Source organism: Pseudomonas sp. LBUM1651 (assembly GCF_059716135.1).
On the sequence record NZ_CP166805.1, the window covers coordinates 4560551 to 4581414 of the forward strand.

At 60.4% G+C, this 20864-nt stretch carries 21 protein-coding genes; 2 read left to right on the top strand and 19 right to left on the bottom strand.

Going from position 1 to position 20864, the window contains the following annotated elements:
- Positions 1–3: 3 nt before the first annotated feature.
- The 8 genes from pabC to ACA066_RS21300 all read right to left on the bottom strand — a co-directional run bounded on the left by pabC (position 4) and on the right by ACA066_RS21300 (position 6163).
- Complete coding sequence (gene pabC / locus ACA066_RS21265) at positions 4–819, bottom strand: aminodeoxychorismate lyase (protein ID WP_497696510.1); 816 nt, start codon at positions 817–819, stop codon at positions 4–6.
- Positions 819–2063: a beta-ketoacyl-ACP synthase II gene (fabF, locus tag ACA066_RS21270; RefSeq protein WP_497696511.1), complete on the bottom strand. Its 1245-nt coding sequence runs from the start codon at positions 2061–2063 to the stop codon at positions 819–821. Before fabF ends, pabC begins: the two co-directional genes overlap by 1 nt.
- A 108-nt stretch (positions 2064–2171) precedes the next feature.
- Positions 2172–2408: an acyl carrier protein gene (gene acpP / locus ACA066_RS21275; protein WP_003175607.1), complete on the bottom strand. Its 237-nt coding sequence runs from the start codon at positions 2406–2408 to the stop codon at positions 2172–2174.
- Positions 2409–2599: 191 nt separating this feature from the next.
- Positions 2600–3343 carry a 3-oxoacyl-ACP reductase FabG gene (gene fabG, locus ACA066_RS21280; RefSeq protein WP_150717479.1) on the bottom strand — a complete coding sequence of 248 codons (744 nt, stop codon included), beginning with the start codon at positions 3341–3343 and terminating at the stop codon, positions 2600–2602.
- A 16-nt stretch (positions 3344–3359) separates the two neighbouring features.
- Positions 3360–4298, bottom strand: coding sequence for an ACP S-malonyltransferase (fabD, locus tag ACA066_RS21285; RefSeq protein ID WP_497696512.1), 939 nt, complete (start codon positions 4296–4298; stop codon positions 3360–3362).
- Positions 4299–4424: 126 nt separating this feature from the next.
- Entirely contained in the window at positions 4425–5435 is a 1011-nt protein-coding gene (gene plsX, locus ACA066_RS21290) for a phosphate acyltransferase PlsX (RefSeq protein ID WP_497696513.1), read from the bottom strand.
- A 4-nt stretch (positions 5436–5439) separates the two neighbouring features.
- A complete protein-coding gene (gene rpmF, locus ACA066_RS21295) occupies positions 5440–5622 on the bottom strand; it encodes a 50S ribosomal protein L32 (protein WP_003179396.1) in 183 nt (60 codons plus the stop codon).
- A 13-nt stretch (positions 5623–5635) separates the two neighbouring features.
- A complete protein-coding gene (locus ACA066_RS21300) occupies positions 5636–6163 on the bottom strand; it encodes a YceD family protein (RefSeq protein WP_462009364.1) in 528 nt (175 codons plus the stop codon).
- Between the two features lie 105 nt (positions 6164–6268).
- Here ACA066_RS21300 and ACA066_RS21305 point away from each other — a divergent pair, with 105 nt between their 5' ends.
- Positions 6269–6847, top strand: a complete 579-nt coding sequence (locus ACA066_RS21305; RefSeq protein WP_497696514.1) for a Maf family protein — start codon at positions 6269–6271, stop codon at positions 6845–6847.
- 215 nt (positions 6848–7062) lie between these two features.
- Here the strand turns inward: ACA066_RS21305 and sppA are convergent, their stop codons facing one another.
- Genes sppA through rluC form a run of 3 tightly spaced genes read right to left on the bottom strand, consistent with a single transcriptional unit; the run spans position 7063 to position 9688 of the window.
- Entirely contained in the window at positions 7063–8052 is a 990-nt protein-coding gene (gene sppA / locus ACA066_RS21310) for a signal peptide peptidase SppA (protein ID WP_497696515.1), read from the bottom strand.
- Between the two features lie 24 nt (positions 8053–8076).
- Entirely contained in the window at positions 8077–8739 is a 663-nt protein-coding gene (locus ACA066_RS21315; RefSeq protein ID WP_497696516.1) for an HAD-IA family hydrolase, read from the bottom strand.
- Positions 8726–9688: a 23S rRNA pseudouridine(955/2504/2580) synthase RluC gene (gene rluC, locus ACA066_RS21320; protein WP_497398566.1), complete on the bottom strand. Its 963-nt coding sequence runs from the start codon at positions 9686–9688 to the stop codon at positions 8726–8728. The genes ACA066_RS21315 and rluC overlap by 14 nt, the downstream gene beginning before the upstream one ends.
- Positions 9689–10389: 701 nt before the next feature.
- On the opposite strand from rluC, the gene rne reads away from it, so the two are divergent.
- Entirely contained in the window at positions 10390–13638 is a 3249-nt protein-coding gene (gene rne / locus ACA066_RS21325) for a ribonuclease E (RefSeq protein WP_497696517.1), read from the top strand.
- Between the two features lie 189 nt (positions 13639–13827).
- Here rne and ACA066_RS21330 read toward each other — a convergent pair whose 3' ends face one another.
- The 8 genes from ACA066_RS21330 to ACA066_RS21365 form a co-directional block, all read right to left on the bottom strand.
- Positions 13828–14418 (bottom strand): nucleotidyltransferase family protein, encoded by a 591-nt coding sequence (locus tag ACA066_RS21330; protein ID WP_497696518.1) that lies wholly within the window; start codon positions 14416–14418, stop codon positions 13828–13830.
- Positions 14415–15398: an XdhC family protein gene (locus ACA066_RS21335; protein ID WP_497696519.1), complete on the bottom strand. Its 984-nt coding sequence runs from the start codon at positions 15396–15398 to the stop codon at positions 14415–14417. The genes ACA066_RS21330 and ACA066_RS21335 overlap by 4 nt, the downstream gene beginning before the upstream one ends.
- On the bottom strand, positions 15398–17719 hold the full coding sequence (locus ACA066_RS21340) for a xanthine dehydrogenase family protein molybdopterin-binding subunit (RefSeq protein WP_497696520.1): 2322 nt from the start codon (positions 17717–17719) through the stop codon (positions 15398–15400). The genes ACA066_RS21335 and ACA066_RS21340 overlap by 1 nt, the downstream gene beginning before the upstream one ends.
- Positions 17716–18186 carry a (2Fe-2S)-binding protein gene (locus tag ACA066_RS21345; protein ID WP_497696521.1) on the bottom strand — a complete coding sequence of 157 codons (471 nt, stop codon included), beginning with the start codon at positions 18184–18186 and terminating at the stop codon, positions 17716–17718. The genes ACA066_RS21340 and ACA066_RS21345 overlap by 4 nt, the downstream gene beginning before the upstream one ends.
- Before the next feature lie 248 nt (positions 18187–18434).
- Complete coding sequence (gene murB / locus ACA066_RS21350) at positions 18435–19454, bottom strand: UDP-N-acetylmuramate dehydrogenase (RefSeq protein WP_497696522.1); 1020 nt, start codon at positions 19452–19454, stop codon at positions 18435–18437.
- Positions 19451–19915, bottom strand: a complete 465-nt coding sequence (locus tag ACA066_RS21355) for a low molecular weight protein-tyrosine-phosphatase (RefSeq protein ID WP_497696523.1) — start codon at positions 19913–19915, stop codon at positions 19451–19453. Before ACA066_RS21355 ends, murB begins: the two co-directional genes overlap by 4 nt.
- Complete coding sequence (kdsB, locus tag ACA066_RS21360) at positions 19915–20679, bottom strand: 3-deoxy-manno-octulosonate cytidylyltransferase (RefSeq protein ID WP_497696524.1); 765 nt, start codon at positions 20677–20679, stop codon at positions 19915–19917. The genes ACA066_RS21355 and kdsB overlap by 1 nt, the downstream gene beginning before the upstream one ends.
- Complete coding sequence (locus ACA066_RS21365) at positions 20676–20861, bottom strand: Trm112 family protein (protein ID WP_007945752.1); 186 nt, start codon at positions 20859–20861, stop codon at positions 20676–20678. The genes kdsB and ACA066_RS21365 overlap by 4 nt, the downstream gene beginning before the upstream one ends.
- Positions 20862–20864 lie beyond the last annotated feature (3 nt).

Genomic DNA, 20864 nt, shown 5'->3' on the forward strand with positions numbered 1-20864 from the left:
GTATCAAGCATCCAGTAGCGCGCGGGCAATGGTTTGGAGTTTACGGGTGAGCGGCCCAACCGACCAGCTCAGTGCTGCATAGGCGCGCACCGGCCAAACGCCATACACGCTATTGCAGACAAAGACTTCGTCAGCCCATTGCAGCTGTTCGAGAGTGATGTCGGTGATTTGCGTGGGTATCCCCAGCGACTCGGCTTGAAACAATAATTCGGCACGCATCACGCCGGCGACACCGCAGCGTTTGAGATCGGCGGTGATCAACACGCCATCGCGGACCAGGAACAGATTACTGAACACGCCTTCGATCACGCGACCGGCCAGATCAAGCATCAAGCCTTCGGCATGCTCGGTGTCTTGCCATTCGGAGCGGGCGATGACTTGCTCCAGACGGTTCAGATGTTTGAGCCCGGCGAGCAAGGGTTGTCTGGCCAATCGTGTGGTGCAGGGAAAGAGGCGAACGCCCTGCTCTCCATGAACCGCAGGATAAGCAGCAGGAGGATTGCCTTGCAGAATACGTCGGGCCTGGGCCGCAGGATCAGGGGCGTAACCGCGCAAGCTGTCGCCGCGAGTGAGGATGAGTTTAAGCACACCCTCACCCAGAGCTGCGGCGTAGGCCTGCAGTTCGCTGCGGATCAGCGCGTGATCGGCCGAGATCGCCAGGCGCGAACAGCCATCGGCCAGACGCGACAAATGCCGGTCCAGCAACAGCGGCTGGCCGCCGCGCACGGCGATGGTTTCGAATAGACCATCACCGTAGGCCAGGCCGCGATCCTTCAGCGACAGAGCGCCAGCCGGCTGACCGTCGACCCAGCTGTCCATCAGCCAGCGAACCGGCGGAACACCAGCGAGCCGTTGGTACCGCCAAAACCGAAGGAGTTGGACAGCACCACGTCGATATTCATGTTGCGCGCAGTGTGCGGCACGAAATCGAGGTCGCAGCCTTCGTCCGGTTCATCGAGGTTGATGGTCGGCGGCGCCACCTGGCTGTTGATCGCCAGCACACTGAAGATCGCTTCGACCGCGCCTGCCGCACCCAGCAGGTGACCGGTCATGGACTTGGTCGAACTGACGGCCAGCTTGTAGGCGTGATCGCCGAACACCGACTTGATCGCACAGGCTTCGGCGAGGTCGCCAGCCGAAGTCGAGGTGCCGTGAGCGTTGATGTACTGGACTTGATCGCTATTGATCTTCGCGTCGCGCAAGGCGTTGGTAATGCAACGCGCAGCGCCGGCACCGTCCGCTGGCGGCGAAGTCATGTGGTAAGCGTCGCCACTGGTGCCGAAGCCGATCAGCTCGGCGTAGATGGTCGCGCCGCGAGCCTTCGCGTGCTCCAGCTCTTCAAGCACCAGCGCACCGGCACCGTCGGACAGGACGAAGCCATCACGGCCCTTGTCCCACGGACGGCTGGCGCGGGTCGGCTCGTCGTTGCGGGTCGACAGTGCGCGGGAGGCACCGAAGCCGCCCATGCCCAGACCGCAGGCGGCCATCTCGGCGCCGCCGGCAATCATCACGTCGGCTTCGTCGTACATGATGTTGCGAGCCGCCATGCCGATGCAGTGCGTACCAGTGGTACACGCGGTGGCGATGGCGTAGTTAGGTCCCTGTGCACCCAAATGGATCGACAGGAAACCGGAAATCATATTGATGATCGAGCCAGGCACGAAAAACGGAGAGATCCGTCGTGGGCCGGAATCATGCAGCGTGCGGCTGGTTTCTTCGATATTGGTCAGACCGCCAATACCCGAACCCATAGCCACGCCGATGCGTTCACGGTTGGCGTCGGTAACTTCAAGCCCTGCGTTACGCACAGCCTGGAAACCGGCGGCCAGACCGTACTGAATGAACAGGTCGAGCTTGCGAGCTTCCTTGACCGACAGGTATTCCTCGACATTGAAGCCCTTTACCGAGCCGCCAAAACGGGTGGAATAGGCAGAAAGGTCGGTGTGTTCGATCAGACCAATGCCACTGCGGCCAGCCAGAATGCCCTGCCAACTGCTCGGCACATCCGTGCCCAGTGGCGACAACATACCCATACCGGTGACTACGACGCGTCTACGCGACACAGCACTCTCCTTTTTCAAATGACGACTTTGCATCAGGCCTAAAGAAAAAACCGCACGCCATGATGGCAGTGCGGTTTTTCCATGACAGCAAGCAACGATTACAAACTATTACGCCTGGTGGCTAGTAACGTAGTCGATTGCAGCTTGTACAGTAGTGATCTTCTCAGCTTCTTCGTCAGGGATTTCGGTCTCGAATTCCTCTTCCAGAGCCATCACCAGCTCAACGGTGTCAAGGGAGTCGGCACCCAGGTCTTCAACGAAGGAAGCAGTGTTGACCACTTCTTCTTCTTTAACGCCCAGTTGCTCGGCAACGATTTTCTTGACGCGCTCTTCGATGGTGCTCATACCTTGTTTTCACTCCTAATGGACAAATTCAGGCAGCTGGCCAGTGGGTAAGTGTATAGAAAGACTTTTCAGTTTTTCAACTGAAAGCTTCACTCCTCAAACCCTGCAGCCCTCTGCCTATAAATAGATTGCAGCTTTATAACGGATTTTAGACAGCTCGTATGACATTTTTTTGAAGCAATCCGTCACATTTAACTCATGTACATCCCGCCGTTCACCGGGATTGTAGCCCCAGTAACGTAAGCCGCACCGTCGGACGCAAGAAAAGCGACCACAGACGCGATCTCTTGAGCTTGCCCCAGACGGCCCAGCGGAATTTGCGACTGCAAGGCTTCACGCTGTGCCTCGGGCAGTTCGCGGGTCATATCGGTGTCGATGAACCCAGGGGCCACCGAGTTTACCGTAATCGAACGCGAACCGACTTCACGCGCCAGGGCACGACTGAAACCTTCCAGGCCTGCCTTGGCGGCAGCGTAGTTTACTTGGCCTGCGTTGCCCATGGCACCCACTACCGAGCCAATACTGATAATTCGTCCCCAACGGGCTTTGGTCATGCCGCGCAAAACGCCCTTGGACAGGCGGAACAGACTGTTCAGGTTGGTATCGACGACGTCATGCCATTCGTCATCTTTCATGCGCATCATCAGGTTATCGCGGGTGATACCGGCATTGTTGACCAGGATCGCCGGCGCACCGAACTGCTCCTGGATGCTCGCCAGCACCGCCGCAACGGATTCGTCGCTGGTGACATTGAGTTCCAGGCCCGTGCCTTGAATACCGTTTTCCTTCAGGGTTGCGGCGATGCGTTCGGCACCCGAAGCGGATGTCGCAGTGCCCACAACGATGGCACCCTGACGACCCAGTTCCAGGGCGATGGCCTGGCCGATACCGCGGCTCGCACCGGTGACCAGTGCAACTTTACCTTGCAGACTCATGCAAGCTTCTCCTGATTCAGGCCAGCGCTGCGCGGGCGGCAGCGAAGGCGTCTGGGGTATTGAGGTTGGATGTCGACACGCCTTCGGCGCAGCGTTTGTTCAAGCCGGCCAGCACTTTGCCAGGACCGCATTCGACCAGTTGGGTCGCGCCCTTGGCAGCCAATGCCTGGACCGATTCGACCCAGCGCACAGGCTTGTAGAGCTGTTCAAGCAGATCGCGCTTGAGGGTTTCGAGATCGGCCGGCACGTTCGCGCTGACGTTTTGTACCACAGGAATCTGTGGTTCTTGCCAGTTGATCGCAGCGATCGACTCCGCAAAACGTTCGGCCGCTGGACGCATCAGCTCGCAGTGGGAGGGCACGCTGACCGGCAACGGCATGGCGCGCTTGGCACCACGCGCCTTGCAGCCTTCGATGGCGCGTTCGACCGCAGCCTTGGCGCCGGCGATGACCACCTGGCCTGGCGAATTGAAATTCACCGCGCTGACCACTTCGCCTTGCGCCGCTTCGGCACAGGCTACCAGTACGTCAGCGTCGTCCAGGCCGAGGATGGCAGCCATGCCGCCCTGCCCGGCTGGAACGGCTTCCTGCATCAACTGACCACGACGCTCAACCAGTTTGACGGCGTCGCCCAGACTCAGGCTGCCCGCAGCGACCAAGGCGCTGTATTCGCCCAGGCTGTGACCGGCAACGTAAGCCGGACGCGCGCCGCCTTCAGCCAGCCACAGACGCCACAAGGCGATCGAGGCGGTCAGAATGGCCGGCTGGGTTTTATCGGTTTGATTGAGTTGTTCTTCCGGCCCCTGCTGGGTCAGTGCCCACAGGTCGTAACCCAGAGCATCGGAAGCTTCTTTGAATGTTTCAAGGACAACCGGATGTTGCGCGCCCAACTCGGCCAGCATGCCGAGGGACTGCGAACCCTGTCCCGGAAAGACGAATGCGAGGGAAGCAGACATGTAACAAGCCCCTAATGATCTTGTCGTCGGAGAATTGACGTCCCGCCTGGGAGACGCAAGAAACTGACAGTTTGGATGGCCAATTGAACTGAGCGGTCACATTTAAGCATTGTCCGACGAAAATGCCTAAAGCAACAAATCCTCGAGTCGACCGTGAATCCGTTCCGGCAGGTTTTCCTGAATCTCGATCAGGGCTCGGGAGATAGCACTCTGAAAACCCTGAACCCCTGCAGAACCGTGACTTTTCACCACAATTCCCTGCAAACCCAGGAAGCTTGCACCGTTATGCCGCGCGGGCGCCAGGTCCGCTTGCAGGCGCTTCATCAGTGGCAGCGCCATTGCACCGATTACTTTTGATGCAAAGTTTTTTTTGAACAGGGCTTCGATGCGACCCGAGATCATGGTCGCCAACCCTTCGCTGGACTTGAGCAGGATATTGCCGACAAAGCCGTCGCACACCACCACATCCGCCTCGCCCCGGTACAAGCCGTCACCTTCGACAAAACCGATGTAGTTGATGCCGCGAGCACTTTGCAACAAAGTCGCAGCCAGCTTGACCTGCTGATTGCCCTTGATGTCTTCGGTGCCGATGTTAAGTAACGCAACACGCGGCCGAACGATACCGAGGGTTTCTGCAGCGACCGAGCCCATCACCGCAAACTGCAGCAGATGCTCGGCACTGCAATCGACGTTGGCGCCCAGATCGAGCAACTGGCAATAGCCCTTCTGCGTCGGAATCGCCGCGACCATGGCCGGCCGATCAATGCCCGGCAAGGTCTTGAGCACAAACCGCGACAAAGCCATCAGCGCGCCGGTATTGCCGGCGCTGACGCAGGCCTGAACCTTGCCGTCACGCAGCAACTCGAGCGCCACACGCATTGACGAATCGGGCTTGCCGCGCAAGGCCTGGGCAGGCTTTTCGTCCATGGTAATGACTTCGGATGCCGGTGCAATCGACAGGCGCGAGCGATCCACAGCCGATTGGCCAGCGATCAATTCTTCAAGAAGGGAGGGTTGACCGACAAGGGTCAGGTGCAGCGAGGGCGTAGCATTCAGACAAGCAAGGCTGGCCTGAACAATGCTGCGGGGACCGAAGTCCCCGCCCATTGCGTCAATCGCGATGACTTGAGCGGACAAGTGATTACTCGTCAGCGCCCTTGTCGATCACTTTACGGCCACGGTATACGCCTTCTGGCGATACGTGGTGACGCAGGTGAACTTCACCGGTGGTTTTTTCTACAGACAGGGTGCTAGCCTCGAGAGCGTCGTGCGAACGACGCATGTCACGGGCAGAGCGGGATTTTTTGTTCTGCTGAACAGCCATAATTGATTAACTCCTAAACGTTTGGGTCACGCTTTAACTGCGCCAATACACTGAACGGGTTGGACCGCGTTACCTCGTCCTCGCTCGGTTCGGCCTCTTCGAGACCCCCCGGCTGCTGGCATTCTTCCGGATGATGAGCAGGCACAATGGGCAAGGCGAGCAGAAGCTCCTCCTCGATCAGTGACTGCAGATCCAATGGATCTTCGCCCAGTTCCAGCACGTCATAACCTTTCGGCAACGACTGGGTATTCGCACCCTCCTTCACCACAGCATAACTGCATTCGCTGTGGATCGGCAGGGTGACCAGCTCAAGACAACGCTGGCAAACCATTTTGACTTCGGTGTCGATAAAGCTGTGGATTACCACAGACTTACGTTCATCTCGTTCAAAAACGAATTTAGCCTGCACCGTACCGACAGTGTCGGAAAGCGGGTCGCAGAGTCTCTCCAAATTGGCCAGCAGCAGTTCACCTTGAAGGGTGGTGCCACGGTCAGCCAATTTGCGCGGGTCAACGTGAGGTGGAATCGGGTCATTCAACATAGGCGCAGCATTATAGGGATGCACCCGGCCATGTCAAAGGAAATTCAGCCCTGTCCGTCACCTGGAAGCCTCGCTAGAATTCGCGCCTGTCTTCTGGAGATGCGCATGCTGCCTTTATTACTCGCTTCAAGCTCGGTGTATCGCCGGGAATTGCTGGCCCGCTTGCAGCTGCCATTCACTTGCAGCTCGCCGGATATCGATGAAAGCCATCGACCGGGAGAGCCCGCCATCGAGCTGGTAAAGCGCCTCGCCAAAGAAAAGGCCCAGGCCCTTGCCGGCAGCCATTCCGCTCATCTGATTATCGGCTCCGATCAGGTAGCAGTACTCGGCGACAGGATAATCGGCAAGCCCCACACCTTCGAAAAGGCCCGTGAACAGTTGCAGGCTTCGAGCGGCGCCAGCGTGACCTTCCTGACCGGCCTCGCCCTGCTCAATAGCCAGACCGGACACTGCCAGGTCGACTGCGTGCCATTCACCGTACACATGCGCACACTCGACACCGCACGCATCGAACGCTACCTGCGCGCCGAACAGCCCTACGATTGCGCTGGCAGCTTCAAGGCCGAAGGTTTGGGGGTGAGCCTGTTTCAAAGCACCGAAGGCCCTGACGCCACCAGCCTGATCGGGCTGCCGCTGATTCGCCTGATCGATATGCTGCTGAATGAAGGCGTGCAAATCCCCTGAACACAAAAAACCGGCCACGAAGGCTAATGCCGGTCAGTTAGGCAGATTTGTAGGAGCGAGCTTGCTCGCGATGGACTTCAAGGCGACGCGTTTATCCAGAAAATACGCGTTATCGTTAACGTCCATCGCGAGCAAGCTCGCTCCTACAGGGGCAGCTTTCGCCTAACTGATCGGCATTAGCCACGAAGGCCGGTTTTTTTTATGCAGGCAGAAGATCAGCGCAGCGACGGACCGTGAAAGCCCATCCACATCGCCAACTGTTCAGCCACGCTAGCGCCAAGTTTCTTCGAGAAGCGATCGAACGGCGACTCCTGAACGGTGAAGTCCACGAGCTCCTTCTCGCCAATCACGTCACGCGCCACCGAACTGGCATTACCCAGACCATCGATCAGCCCCAGAGGCAGCGCCTGCTCACCGGACCAGACCAACCCGGAGAATAGCTCCGGATGCTCCTTGTCCTTGAGGCGATCGCCACGCCCCTTCTTGACGCTGCTGATGAACTGCTGGTGCGTCGTATCGAGCACGCCCTGCCAGAACCGAGTCTCCTCAGGCTTTTGCGGCTGGAACGGATCAAGGAACGACTTGTGCTCGCCAGACGTGTAGGTCCGACGCTCGACTCCCAGTTTCTCCATGGTGCCGACGAAGCCATAACCCGCTGCCGTCACGCCAATGGAGCCCACCAGACTCGCCTTGTCGGCGTAGATCTGATCCGCCGCACTGGCAATGTAATAAGCGCCGGAAGCTCCCAGATCGGAGATTACCGCGTAAACCTTGGTGTCCGGGTGCAAGCCACGCAACCGGCGGATCTCGTCATAAACGTAACCCGACTGCACCGGACTGCCACCTGGACTATTGATGCGCAGAATGACGCCCTTGACCTTTTCATCTTCGAAGGCTGCACGCAGGCTGCCGACGATGTTGTCAGCGCTGGCGGGCTCCTTGTCGGCGATCATGCCCGTCACCTCGATCAGCGCGGTGTAATTGGCGCTGCGGGTGGCGGCTTTTTCCATGTCCATCAGCGGCGTGAACAGGACCAGCGCGCCAAACAGATACACAAAGGTCAGCAGCTTGAAGAAAATCCCCCAGCGCCGCGACCGGCGCTGCTCCTGCACGCTGGCCAGCAGGGTCTTCTCCAGCAGCTTCCAGCTCTTCTCGTCACCGCTCTCTGCGCTCGCCTTGGCGGGTGCTTTCCATTCGTCGGTCATGGCATCTACCCCAGCAAAAATCTATTAGGCCCGCTGATTCAGCCAGGCATGCAATTCTGAAAAACGATCGATGGCCAGCGCCGGCTCGAACAGCTTCAGCGCGTCGATCGATTGCGCGCCGTAGCTGACCGCCACCGAATCCATGCCGGCGTTCCGCGCCATCTGCAGGTCGAAGGACGAATCGCCGACCATCAACGCTTGCTCCGGACGAACCTCGCAATGGGCGAGGATCTGCTCAAGCATCAGCGGATGGGGCTTGCTGGCTGTTTCATCGGCCGCGCGGGTGATGTCGAAATAATCGTCCCAACCGTGCGCCTGCAGCACGCGATCCAGCCCACGACGCGCCTTGCCGGTCGCAACCGCCAAGTGATATCCCTCGGCGCGAAACGCCTCCATCGACTCGACCACCCCTTCAAACAACGGCGAAGGCACGGCTTCCGAGGCGATGTAGTGGTCGGCATAGTGCTGACGGAAAGCCACCAGTTCGTTGTCGCCGATTTCCGGATACAACGTACGAATGGCCTCCGGAAGGCCCAGACCGATGATGCCTTTGACAGCAAAATCATCGCGCAACTGGAAGCCGGAGCGTTCGGACGCGACGTGCATCGCCTCGACAATCCGACCAATGGAGTCGGCGAGAGTGCCGTCCCAATCGAAAATCAACAGCTTGTAATCAGAGGGGTGCACTCAGGCGCTCCACGGTTTTGGCCCACATTTCGTCAACGGGCGCCTGCAACTTCAGCTCGCCACCGTCCGGCAGCGGCACGGTCAGCATGTAGGCGTGCAGGAACAGGCGCTTGCCGCCCAGATCGCGGATTTCCTTGCTGAAATCGTCGTCGCCGTACTTGGTGTCGCCGGCAATGCAGTGCCCGGCGTGCAAAGTGTGGACGCGGATCTGGTGAGTCCGGCCGGTGATCGGCTTGGCTTCGATTAGGGTGGCAAAGTCGCCGAATCGACGCAGGACCTTGAACACGGTCACAGACTCCTTGCCCTCCTCCTCGTCGACCTCGACCATGCGCTCGCCGGAGCGCAGATTGCTCTTGCCGAGCGACGCACGAACTTGCTTGATCGAGGCCGCCCAGTTACCGCGGACCAGCGCCATATAGCGCTTATCGACGCCATCGCCGCGCAATGCCGTGTGCAAGTGACGCAGCATGCTGCGCTTCTTGGCGATCATCAACAGGCCGGAGGTGTCACGATCAAGGCGGTGAACCAGTTCGAGCTCCTTGCAATCGGGACGCAACTGACGAAAGGCTTCGATCACGCCGTAAGTCAAGCCGCTGCCACCGTGAACCGCGATGCCGCAAGGCTTGTTGATCACGATCAGCGCCTTGTCCTCAAAGACAATCGAGGCTTCGAGGCGTTGCAGCAGGCCCTGGGCCAGTGGCACCGGTTCGTCGCGCTCCGGCACGCGAACCGGCGGCACGCGCACGATATCGCCCGCCTGCAGCTTGTATTCGGGCTTGATCCGACCTTTGTTCACCCGCACTTCGCCCTTGCGCAAAATGCGGTAAATCAAGGTCTTGGGCACGCCTTTGAGCCGAGCGAGAAGGAAGTTATCAATACGTTGGCCGGCATATTCCGGCGAAACCTCAAGCAGTTGTACGCCTGGGGTCGAGGGGGCAGTAGTCGTCATGCCGCGGATGATATCAATTTTTTATGGAATTGAAGCACTTAATCATTACTGCTATAGTCGCGAACGCCGCCAAAAGCGGCCTGGACAGCGGACCAACGGTCAAAAACCGGCCCTGACCAATGCAATTCACCAGGATGCGAGGCCGTCCTACGGGGCTTTCGCTACGTAACGGTGGAGTTTGCAGGTGTAACGAGCGCAGGTGACATAAGGCCTGAATCACGCCGCAAAGCAGAGTTTTCACTCGCTTCGCGAGCCAATATTCACGGCCAGTTCACAAAGTGCAGTCAGCTGCGAATGACCCCGAGCGAACGCTTCGGAAACACCGCCTAAATTAGCCATGATGCGTGACCTCCCCTTTCGGAGCTCACGGTAAATGCCAACCCGCTGCGGATTCTGCGCGCGGCAGCACCCGAATTATCAGGGATACGTGTAGGGTGGAGATGCACAACCGCTGGACTGTGTAGCAATAGGCTTTATCAAGACGCTTCATCTCGTCCACAGCCGCTGGTTGATTCCTCCTCCTGACTGAGTGCTTAAGTAGCCACAGCAAGCAGGACGCGTACGTCGCGACGAAGGCCCACATTGGCCGGACTTCGCTGGACACGGGAATGGCCAACCACTCCCGACGCACCTGACACCGACCGTGAGAAGTCGTGTGTGCCGAACGCCGTTTCCGGCAGCCCGGAAACCGACGGTACTACATGAAAAGAATGCTGATTAACGCAACTCAACCCGAAGAGTTGCGTGTTGCACTGGTAGATGGCCAACGCCTCTACGACCTGGACATCGAATCCGGTGCACGCGAGCAGAAGAAGGCCAACATCTATAAAGGCCGGATTACTCGCATCGAACCAAGCCTTGAGGCTGCCTTTGTCGATTTCGGCTCCGAGCGCCACGGCTTCCTGCCCCTCAAAGAAATCTCCCGCGAATACTTCAAGAAAGCTCCTGAAGGCCGCGTCAACATCAAGGACGTCCTGAGCGAAGGCCAGGAAGTCATCGTTCAGGTCGAAAAAGAAGAACGTGGCAACAAGGGCGCCGCCCTGACCACCTTCATCAGCCTGGCCGGTCGTTACCTGGTACTGATGCCGAACAACCCGCGTGCCGGCGGTATCTCCCGTCGCATCGAAGGTGAAGAGCGCAACGAACTGCGTGAAGCCCTGAACGGTCTGGTTGCCCCGGCCGACATGGGTCTGATCGTGCGCACTGCCGGCCTTGGCCGCAGCAGCGAAGAAATGCAGTGGGACCTCGATTACCTGCTGCAACTCTGGACCGCCATCAAAGAAGCCTCGCTGGATCGTTCCGCGCCATTCCTGATCTACCAGGAAAGCAACGTGATCATCCGCGCCATCCGTGATTACCTGCGCCAGGACATCGGCGAAGTGCTGATCGACAGCGTTGAAGCCCAGGACGAAGCCCTGACGTTCATCCGCCAGGTGATGCCGCAGTACGCCAGCAAGATCAAGCTGTACGAAGACAGCGTTCCGCTGTTCAACCGTTTCCAGATCGAAAGCCAGATCGAGACCGCTTTCCAGCGCGTCGTTGAACTGCCTTCCGGCGGCTCCATCGTTATCGATCCGACCGAAGCCCTGGTGTCCATCGACATCAACTCGGCGCGCGCCACCAAAGGCAGCGACATCGAAGAAACCGCCCTGCAGACCAACCTTGAAGCCGCCGAAGAAATCGCCCGTCAGTTGCGCCTGCGCGACATCGGCGGCCTGATCGTCATCGACTTCATCGACATGACCCCTGCCAAGAACCAGCGCGCCGTGGAAGAGAAAGTCCGCGAATGCCTGGAAGCCGACCGCGCTCGCGTGCAAGTCGGTCGCATCTCGCGCTTCGGCCTGCTGGAAATGTCCCGTCAACGCCTGCGTCCATCCCTGGGTGAAAGCAGCGGCATCGTTTGCCCGCGTTGCAACGGCACCGGCATCATCCGCGACGTTGAATCGCTGTCGCTGGCGATCCTGCGCCTGATCGAAGAAGAAGCCCTGAAAGACCGCACCGCCGAAGTTCGCGCACAAGTGCCGATTCCGGTTGCAGCCTTCCTGCTCAACGAAAAACGCAACTCGATCACCAAGATCGAACTGCGCACCCGTGCCCGCATCGTCATTCTGCCGAACGATCACCTCGAAACGCCGCACTTCGAAGTTCAGCGTCTGCGTGATGACAGCCCGGAGGCCAGCATCAACCAGTCCAGCTACGAAATCGCTGCTGCCGCTGCCGAAGTCGAAGAAGTCCAGCCAGCCGCTGCGACCCGCACCCTGGTTCGCCAGGAAGCCGCGGTCAAGACCGCTCCGGCCCGCGCCAACGCTCCGGTTCCGACCGAAGTCGTCGCCGCGCCGGTTGCTGCACCGGCCGTCGTGCCAGAGCCAAGCCTGTTCAAAGGCCTGGTGAAGTCGCTGGTCGGTCTGTTTGCAACCAAGGAAGAGCCTGCTGCTCCGGTTGCGGTTGAAAAACCGGCGACCACCGAGCGTCCGGCCCGCAACGAAGAGCGTCGCAACGGTCGCCAGCAGAGCCGCAACCGTAACGGTCGCCGCGATGAAGAGCGCAAGCCCCGCGAGGAACGTGCACCGCGTGAAGAACGCGCACCACGTGAGCCACGCGAAGCCCGCGAAGAAACCCCGGCAGTCGCTCGCGAAGAACGCGCTCCTCGTGAAGAACGCGCTCCTCGTGAAGAACGCGCACCACGCGCCCCTCGTGAAGAACGTGCACCGCGCGCGCCTCGCGAAGATCGCAAGCCACGTGGCGAGCGTGAAGAACGGGTTCGTGAACTGCGTGAGCCTCTGGATGCCACCGCTCCGGCTGCTGCTGCGACCGCTGAAGAGCGTCCAGCCCGTCAGCCACGCGAAGAGCGTGCTCCACGTCCACCGCGTGAAGAGCGTCAACCACGTGCAGAGCAAGCCGCTGCCGCTGTTGCCGAAGAAGAACTGACCGGCAACGAAGAGCAACTGCAGGAAGACGGTCAGGAAGGCGCCGAAGGCGATCGTCCACGCCGCCGCTCCCGTGGCCAGCGTCGTCGCAGCAACCGTCGCGAGCGTCAACGCGATGCCAACGGCAATGTGATCGAAGGTTCGGAAGAATCGGAATCCGCCGAAGGTAGCGAAGCGGGCGAAAGTCGCGAAGCGCCAAGCGCTGCCGATCTGGCCGCCGGCCTGGCTGTAACCGCAGCCGTTGCCAGCAGCGTGATCAGCGCTCCGGCCGAAGCACAAGCCAACGAGCAAGCCGAACGCGCCACTGCTGCCACACTGGAAACTGCTCCAGAAGCGCCAGTCGTTGAAGCAACCACGCCCGCAGAAGTGACTGCCGCTCCGGAAATCGAAGTGGCACCCGCTCAAGAAGCACAGCCTCAGGTTGAAGCTGCCGCTGAACCGGCCTTCGTTGCTGAAGCGCCTGCCGAGGTTGCAGAGCCGGTTGCTGAAACCGTCGCTGAAACCGTAACCGAAACCGTTCGTGAAGTTCGCGAAGAGCAAACCGCGTTCAACTGGGTTGCCGAGCCAGCTGTTGCCGAAACGCCAACTCCAGCGCCAGTCGCTGAGAGCGAGACGACTGAAGCCATGGTTTCCGAGCCAGTAGTGGCTGCTGCCGAACCCGCTCCAGTGGTTGAAGCGCCGGTTGTCGCTGAAGTGGCTGCACCCGCCGTTGAAGCTGCTCCTGTCAGCGCCCTGACGCCAAGTGGCCGCGCGCCGAACGACCCGCGTGAAGTGCGTCGTCGCAAGCGTGAAGAAGAGCGCCTGCAGAAGGAAGCCGAACTGGCTGCCGCTGCTGCTCCGGTCGCTGTCGAAGTGGCACCGGTTGTGGCTGAAGTCGTCGAGGCTGCTCCTGCCCCGGCTGCTGAAGTCACTGCCGAGCCAGCTGGATCCGTGATCGAAGAAGCACCGCGCTCCGTTCAGGAAGCGGTAGAGCAACACGAGCAAGCCCTGGAAAAAGAGCACGAGCCTAAACCCCTCGTCTGATTCCATCGGCCACTAAAAAGCCCCGCCTGGTGATCCAGGCGGGGCTTTTTTTATGTCGACTTTTAAACAGGTAGACCGCGTTATCGTTCTTCGCGGGCAAGCCTTGCTCCTACAAGTTTGGGGTCGTTTACATAACAGTCGTACGACACGAATCCTGTAGGAGCGAGGCTTGCCCGCGAAGGCGATCTATCAGGCAAAGACCAACGCAGCAGGCACATCCACATCCCACAACACCCCGGGATCGTCCACCGCGACCTCGACCACCCTTGCCGACGCAAACAACGGCTTGGCTCCACGATCCCCGGACAACACCATCAACCCCGGTCCAAACGAACGACCAAAACCCACCGGATGTCCGTATTCGCCATTGATCACCGGAACACTGATCCCGTCATCAGCAATCCCCGCCGCCACTTGCTCAATACTGGAAGGCAAAATAAACGGCATATCCCCCAACACAATCAACCAGCCACCGAGCTGCGAGCACGCCGCCACCCCGGCCGCAATACTGTCGCCCATCCCGGTCGATTCGATCAGCACAACCTCGAAACCATACGCCTGGGCCATACGAGCCACTTGCGGGCGATCTTCGGTCGTCACCAGCACGCGCTTCGCCAGAGTACTCGGCAAACTCACCAGCACCTGCTCGATCACCGAACGAACGGCGCCATCGCGTCCCGTACAGTCCGCCAACAACTTATCCTTATCGGCCCCCGCCACTTGCCGAAACCGGTTGCCCTGCCCCGCCGCCAACACGATGACGCCGATTGGCTCACTCATACCTCCTCCCGCAACGGCTTCTTCTGTTTCAGCTCGACACCGTTCTTGATCGCCACGATTTCGGCCAGCAGCGACAAGGCGATTTCCGCCGGGGAATGGCTGCCGATGTGCAGGCCGATCGGCCCGTGCAAGCGCTCGATCGCCTCTTGTGACAAGCCTAGCTGAGCCAGGTTATCCCGGCGCTTCAGGCTGTTGACCCGCGAGCCCAGCGCGCCGACATAAAAGGCCCGGGAGTCGAGGGCCGTGAGCAACGCCATGTCATCCAGGCGCGGATCGTGGGTCAGCGCGACGATGGCCGTGCGTTCGTCGGTCTGGATGTTCATCACCGCTTCGTCCGGCATGCCAGGGACAAAGCGACCGTGCTGTTCTTCCCAGCCGTAGACGAATTCGGTGCGTGGGTCGCAGATCAGCACTTCGAAATCCAGCAGCCGCGCCATCTCGGCGACATACCGGGACAGTTGCCCCGCACCGATCAGCAACAACCGCCAGCGCGGACCGTAGATCGCACGCAACGTGTGACCGTCGAAACTCAGCACATCGCTCTTGTTCGCCGGCTGCAACACCACCTCGCCGGTCGCAATATCCAGCGAGCGCGCGACGATTTCATGGCCTTCGCAACGTGCCAGCAATTCGGCGACCCAGGCCGGGTCACCGACGCGCTCCTCGGTCAGACGCAAGGTGCCGCCGCACGGCAAACCAAAGCGTGCGGCCTCCTCGCGGGTAACGCCGTAGGTGATCAACTGCACCGGCGGCCCGTCAGCCGGAATTCGGCCATCGTGCAGTCGGGCAATCAAGTCATCTTCGACACAACCGCCGGACACCGAACCGATCACTACACCATCTTCACGCAAGGCCAGCATGGCGCCAGGTGCCCGGGGCGCGGTGCCCCAGGTCTGGACCACGCTGTACAACACCACCCGCTGACCGGCGCGGCGCCATTCCAGCACGCTGCGCAGGACGTTCAGATCGACACTGTCCATCAAGCCTCAGCCTTCTGCCAACCCTGCAACTGAAAGCGAACCGGCAGGTTGCGGATACGTTTGCCGGTGGCGGCAAAGATGGCATTGCACAGCGCTGGCGCTATCGGCGGCACGCCCGGTTCACCGACACCGCCCAGCGGCACGTTGCCCGCTGGAGACACCAGATGCACGGCGACTTCCTTCGGCGCCAGGGACATGCGCGCCACTTCGTACATGTGGAAGTTGTCCTGCTGGACCTTGCCGTCCTTGAAGCTGATTTCCCCCAGCACCGCGTTGCCCAGGCCCATCACGCATGCGCCTTCGAACTGCGAGCGAATCCGCTCCGGGTTGATCTGCGGGCCGCAATCCACTGCAATATCAGCCTTGTGCACGATCAATGTGCCATCGTCTTTGACTTCGACCTCGATCACCGCCGCCACATAGGTGACGAAGCTGTAGTGCACCGCCAGCCCCAGGCCTCGGCCCTTGGGCAACTCACGTCCCCAACCCGCCGCTTTGGCAGCGGTTTCCAGCACCGTGCGCATCCGTCCGGTGTCGATCGGATAGCGTTCGGGCGACTCGCCGTAGTTCCACTCTTCACTCAAGGTGCGCGGATCGATCTGACGATCCGGGCCGAGCAACTTGATCTGGTACTTCAGCGGATCTTCGCCGGCCTTGTGCGCCAGCTCATCGACAAAGCTCTGAATCGCAAAGCCGTGGGGGATGTTCGACACCGAGCGATACCAGCCGACCCGCGTATGAATCGCCGCTTCCGGGTTCTCCAGGCGCACGTTGGGAATCGCGTAAGCCATGTTGGTGAAACCCATGCCCAACTCAAAGGCCGCCTCGTGGTTTTTGCCCGGCGCAAACAACGCGGAAATACTCGGTGCCACGGTGCGGTGCAGCCAGCCGGATGGCAGGCCGTCCTGGTTCAAACCGGCCTTCAGGTATTCAGCCGACACGGTGTGGAAATAGGAGCAATGGATGTCGTCTTCACGGGACCACTGCACGCGCACCGCCTTGCCGGGGAATTCCTTGGCAAGGATCGCCGCTTCGATGATGAAGTCCGGCTTGGACTTACGACCGAAACCGCCGCCGAGCAGGGTGACGTTAAAGGTGACCTTATCGAGCGGAATGCCCAGGCGTTCGCGGATCCGTTCACGGGTGACTTGCGGCGCCTGGCTCGGGCCCCAGGCTTCGCACACACCATCCTTGAAACGGGCGACGGCGACCATCGGTTCCATCGGTGCTTGCGTAAGGTGCGGCAGATAGTAGGAGGCTTCGAGGGTGCTGTTGGCGCTGCTCATGGCCTCGTCAATATTGCCGGTATTGCGCACGACTTTACCGGGTTTGAGCGACGCGGTTTCAATTTCCTTACGGTAGGCGATCGAGTCGTAACTGGCGTTGGGGCCTTCGTCCCATTCGATTTTCAGCGCGTCGCGGCCCTTGATTGCCGCCCAGGTGTTGCTGGCTACCACGGCCACGCCGCCCAACGGCTGGAATTCCGAGGGCAGCGGACGGCCTTCGATCCGGATGACTTTGATCACCCCCGGGACTTTCAGCGCAGCGCTGTCATCCACGGATTTGACCTTGCCGCCATAGACCGCCGGGCGCGCGATGGTGGCGTAAAGCATGCCGTCGAAATGCACGTCGGCGCCGTAGATTGCGCGACCGTTGACGATGTCTGTACCGTCGATGGCTTTGGTGCCTTCCTTGCCGATGTAACGGAACTCCGAAGGCTCCTTGAGCCGCACACTGTCGCGCGCCGGCACCGCCAACGCACCGGCAGCTGCGGCCAGCGCGCCGTAGCCCAGCTCACGCCCGCTCGGTTTATGGATGACTTTGTGCAGTTGCGCATGGCATTCGCCGACCGGGACTTTCCACTGCTCGGCGGCGGCTTGTTCGAGCATGGTCCGCGCGGCAGCGCCGCAACGGCGCATCGGTTCGTACCAGTGGCGCATGCTGCGCGAACCATCAGTGTCCTGGTTGCCGAAACGCACTTCGTCACCCGGCGCCTGTTGTACTTTGACGTGAGTCCAGTCGGCTTCCAGTTCATCGGCGACCACCATGGTCAGGCTGGTACGTATGCCCTGCCCCATCTCCGAACGGTTACACACCACGGTCACGGTGCCATCGGCAGCGATGCTGATGTAGACCTTTGGATCGTCGATCCAGCCGTTGGGCATGCCGTCGGCACCGAATTTCTTCGGCTTGTCCTCGGCCAACGCATCCTGCCAGCCCCAACTCGCGGCCAACACCAACGCACCCGTGGCGCCGACGCCTTTGAGGAACCCCCGACGACTCAGATTGCTCAGGGCGAAATCATTCGGTAACTGGCTCATGCCTTGGCCTCCTTCAGGTGCGTGGATGCCTGGCGGATGGCGGTCTTGATACGGTTGTAAGTGCCGCAACGGCAGATATTGCCGACCATTGCCTCTTCGATCTGTTCGTCGCTCGGGTTCGGGTTGGTCTTGAGCAGTGCAGTGGCGGACATGATTTGCCCGCCCTGGCAGTAACCGCACTGGGCGACGGCAGTGTCGAGCCAGGCTTGCTGAACGATTTGCCCGACCGGATCGGCATGCAGGTTGTCGATGGTGGTGACGTTCTGGCCGATCACCGAACCGATCGGCGTGATGCAGCTGCGCGCTGGCGAGCCTTCGATATGAATGGTGCAGGCGCCGCACAGGCCCATGCCGCAGCCGAATTTAGTGCCGTTGTAACCGGCCACGTCGCGGATGGCCCAGAGCAGCGGCATGTCCTCGGTGACATCAAGTTGATGGTCTTGACCATTGAGCTTCAGGGTAATCATGGGCACGCCCGCATATGTCTGGAGGTTATGGGGTCGAGCAATCTGCCGCCTGGGAATGAACGGTTGGCATCACGCAGATCGACTCAGGCTAATGAGGCTCTCTTATGCGAACGGGGACGTCTGCATTGGGCCTTTGGTGAAGCAAATGCTTGCATCGTTAGGTAGCTAAGTTAACCCAGCATTAACAAAAAAAACCCTGCACAGTTGAAGCTGTGCAGGGCTTTGAGATCAGTCTTGAAAGCGTTGCTTCAATACCGATTGGGCTCCATTTCCAGGTCGACGTGAAAACGTTCGGAAATGTCTTTTTGAATGCGCTGCGCCAGGTTCAACAACTGCAGGCCAGTCGCGGCCCCGTAGTTGACCAGCACCAGCGCCTGCAATTTATGCACGCCAGCGTCGGCCTCGCGGAAACCTTTCCACCCTGCCCGCTCGATCAGCCAGCCCGCGGCCAGTTTCATCTGCCCATCGGGTTGCGCGTAAGCCACCAGGTCCGGGTACTCGCCTTTGAGCTGAGCGACAAGCGCGGCCGACACCAACGGATTCTTGAAGAAGCTGCCGGCATTACCGAGCACCGCCGGGTCCGGTAGTTTTTCGTTGCGGATGCTGCAAATCGCCTGGCTGACGTCGGTGGCGGTCGGGTGATCGATGCCTTGCTCGGTCAGGCGCTGACGCACCGGGCCGTACTCCAGATGCAGGTGCGCGGCGCGGTCCAGGGCAAACCGAACCCGCAGGATCAACCAGCGCCCCGGCTCCTGTTTGAACAGACTGTCGCGGTAAGCGAAGTTGCACTCGGCCAGCGTGAAGTCCCGCAGTTCGCCGGTCTGGCGATCCAGAGCGGTCAGGCCGGCAAACACGTCCTTGATCTCCACGCCGTAGGCACCAATGTTCTGCATCGGTGCCGCGCCGACGGTGCCGGGGATCAGGCTGAGGTTTTCCAGCCCCGACAACCCCTTTGCCAGCGTGTGTTGCACGAACGGATGCCAAGGCTCGCCGGCTTCGGCTTCGATCACGACCTTGTTGCCGTCGTCGCTCAGGATACGAATCCCGCGTGTCGCCATGCGTAGCACCAGCGACTGGATATCAGCGGTCAGCAGCAGATTGCTGCCACCGCCAATCACCAGCAGCGGCACGTCATGCTCCGCCGCATAGGCCAGCGCCTCACGCACGTCGGCATCGCTGTGAGCCTCGGCAAACAAACGCGCCTGAACGTCCACGCCAAAGGTATTGAACGGCTTGAGCGAAACCCGGGGTTGAACCTGCAAACTCATAACCGGCCCTTCAATTCGATCACCAGCAGGTCGGTCGCGCGCTCGATCAGATCCAGCACGTGCTCGAAGCCTTGATCACCGTCGTGGTACGGGTCCGGCACTTCATCGACGTCCGACTGGTAGCGACGCAGGAACAGGTCCAGCTCAGCCTTGCCCTTGGCGGGTTGCAGGGCCTCGAGGTTGCGCAGGTTGCTGTGGTCCATCACCAGGATCAGGTCGTAGGTGGCGAAATCGGCGCGGGTCACTTGCTGGGCGCGCTGGGTGGACAGGTCGTAACCGCGCAGCCTGGCCGCAGCCTGGCTGCGTTTGTCCGGCGCCCTGCCGACGTGCCAGTCACCAGTGCCGGCGGAGGCGACTTCGATTTGATCGGCCAGCCCCGCTTCACGCAGTTTGTGTCGCAACACGCCTTCGGCCGTGGGTGAACGGCAGATGTTGCCCAGGCAGACGAACAAAACCCGCATCAGGCCTCCAGCAGGCGACGAACGCGCTCGAGGTCTTCGACGGTGTCGACGCCGGTGGGCGGTGCGATCAGCGCGTCGGCGACATGAATTCGCACGCCGTGCCACAGGGCACGCAGCTGTTCCAGGGATTCGGTGTTTTCCAGCCAGCATGGGCCCCAGCTGACGAAGTCATGCAGGAAACCGGCGCGGTAGGCATAGATGCCGATGTGGCGGCGGTACGGCACGCCTTCCGGCAGCGCATCGCGATTTTTCGCGAACGCGTCCCGGGCCCACGGCAACGTCGCGCGACTGAACGTCAGCGCCAGGCCGTTGAGGTCGCTGACGACCTTGACCACGTTGGGGTTGAACAGGGTTTCAACGTCTTCGATCGGCTCGGCCAATGTGGCCATGCGCGCTTCGGTGTGGGCGGCCAGGTTGGCAGCAACCTGATCGATCACGCTCGGCGGGATTAGCGGTTCGTCACCCTGAACGTTAACCACGATGGCGTCAGGCGCCAAGCCGAGTTTTGCGGCGACTTCAGCCAGGCGATCAGTGCCGGAGTTGTGATCTTCGCGGGTCAGCACCACTTCGGCGCCAAACGCGTTGCACGCCTCGACAATGCGCACATCGTCGGTGGCAACCACCACGCGCTCGGCGCTGCTTTTGCTCGCCTGTTCCCAGACGAGCTGGATCATCGGTTTGCCGGCGATCAGCAACAGCGGTTTACCCGGCAAGCGGGTGGAGGCATAACGCGATGGAATGACAACAGTGAAGGCTGTGGTCATTTATCCAGACGCTCGTCAGTGGTCAGGGTGCGGGCTTCGGTTTCGAGCATCACCGGGATGCCATCGCGAATCGGGTACGCCAGGCCGGCGCCCTTGCTGATCAGCTCGGTTTTGTCGGCGCTGAGCTTGAGCGGGCCTTTGCAGACCGGGCAAGCGAGGATATCGAGCAATTTGGTGTCCATGAG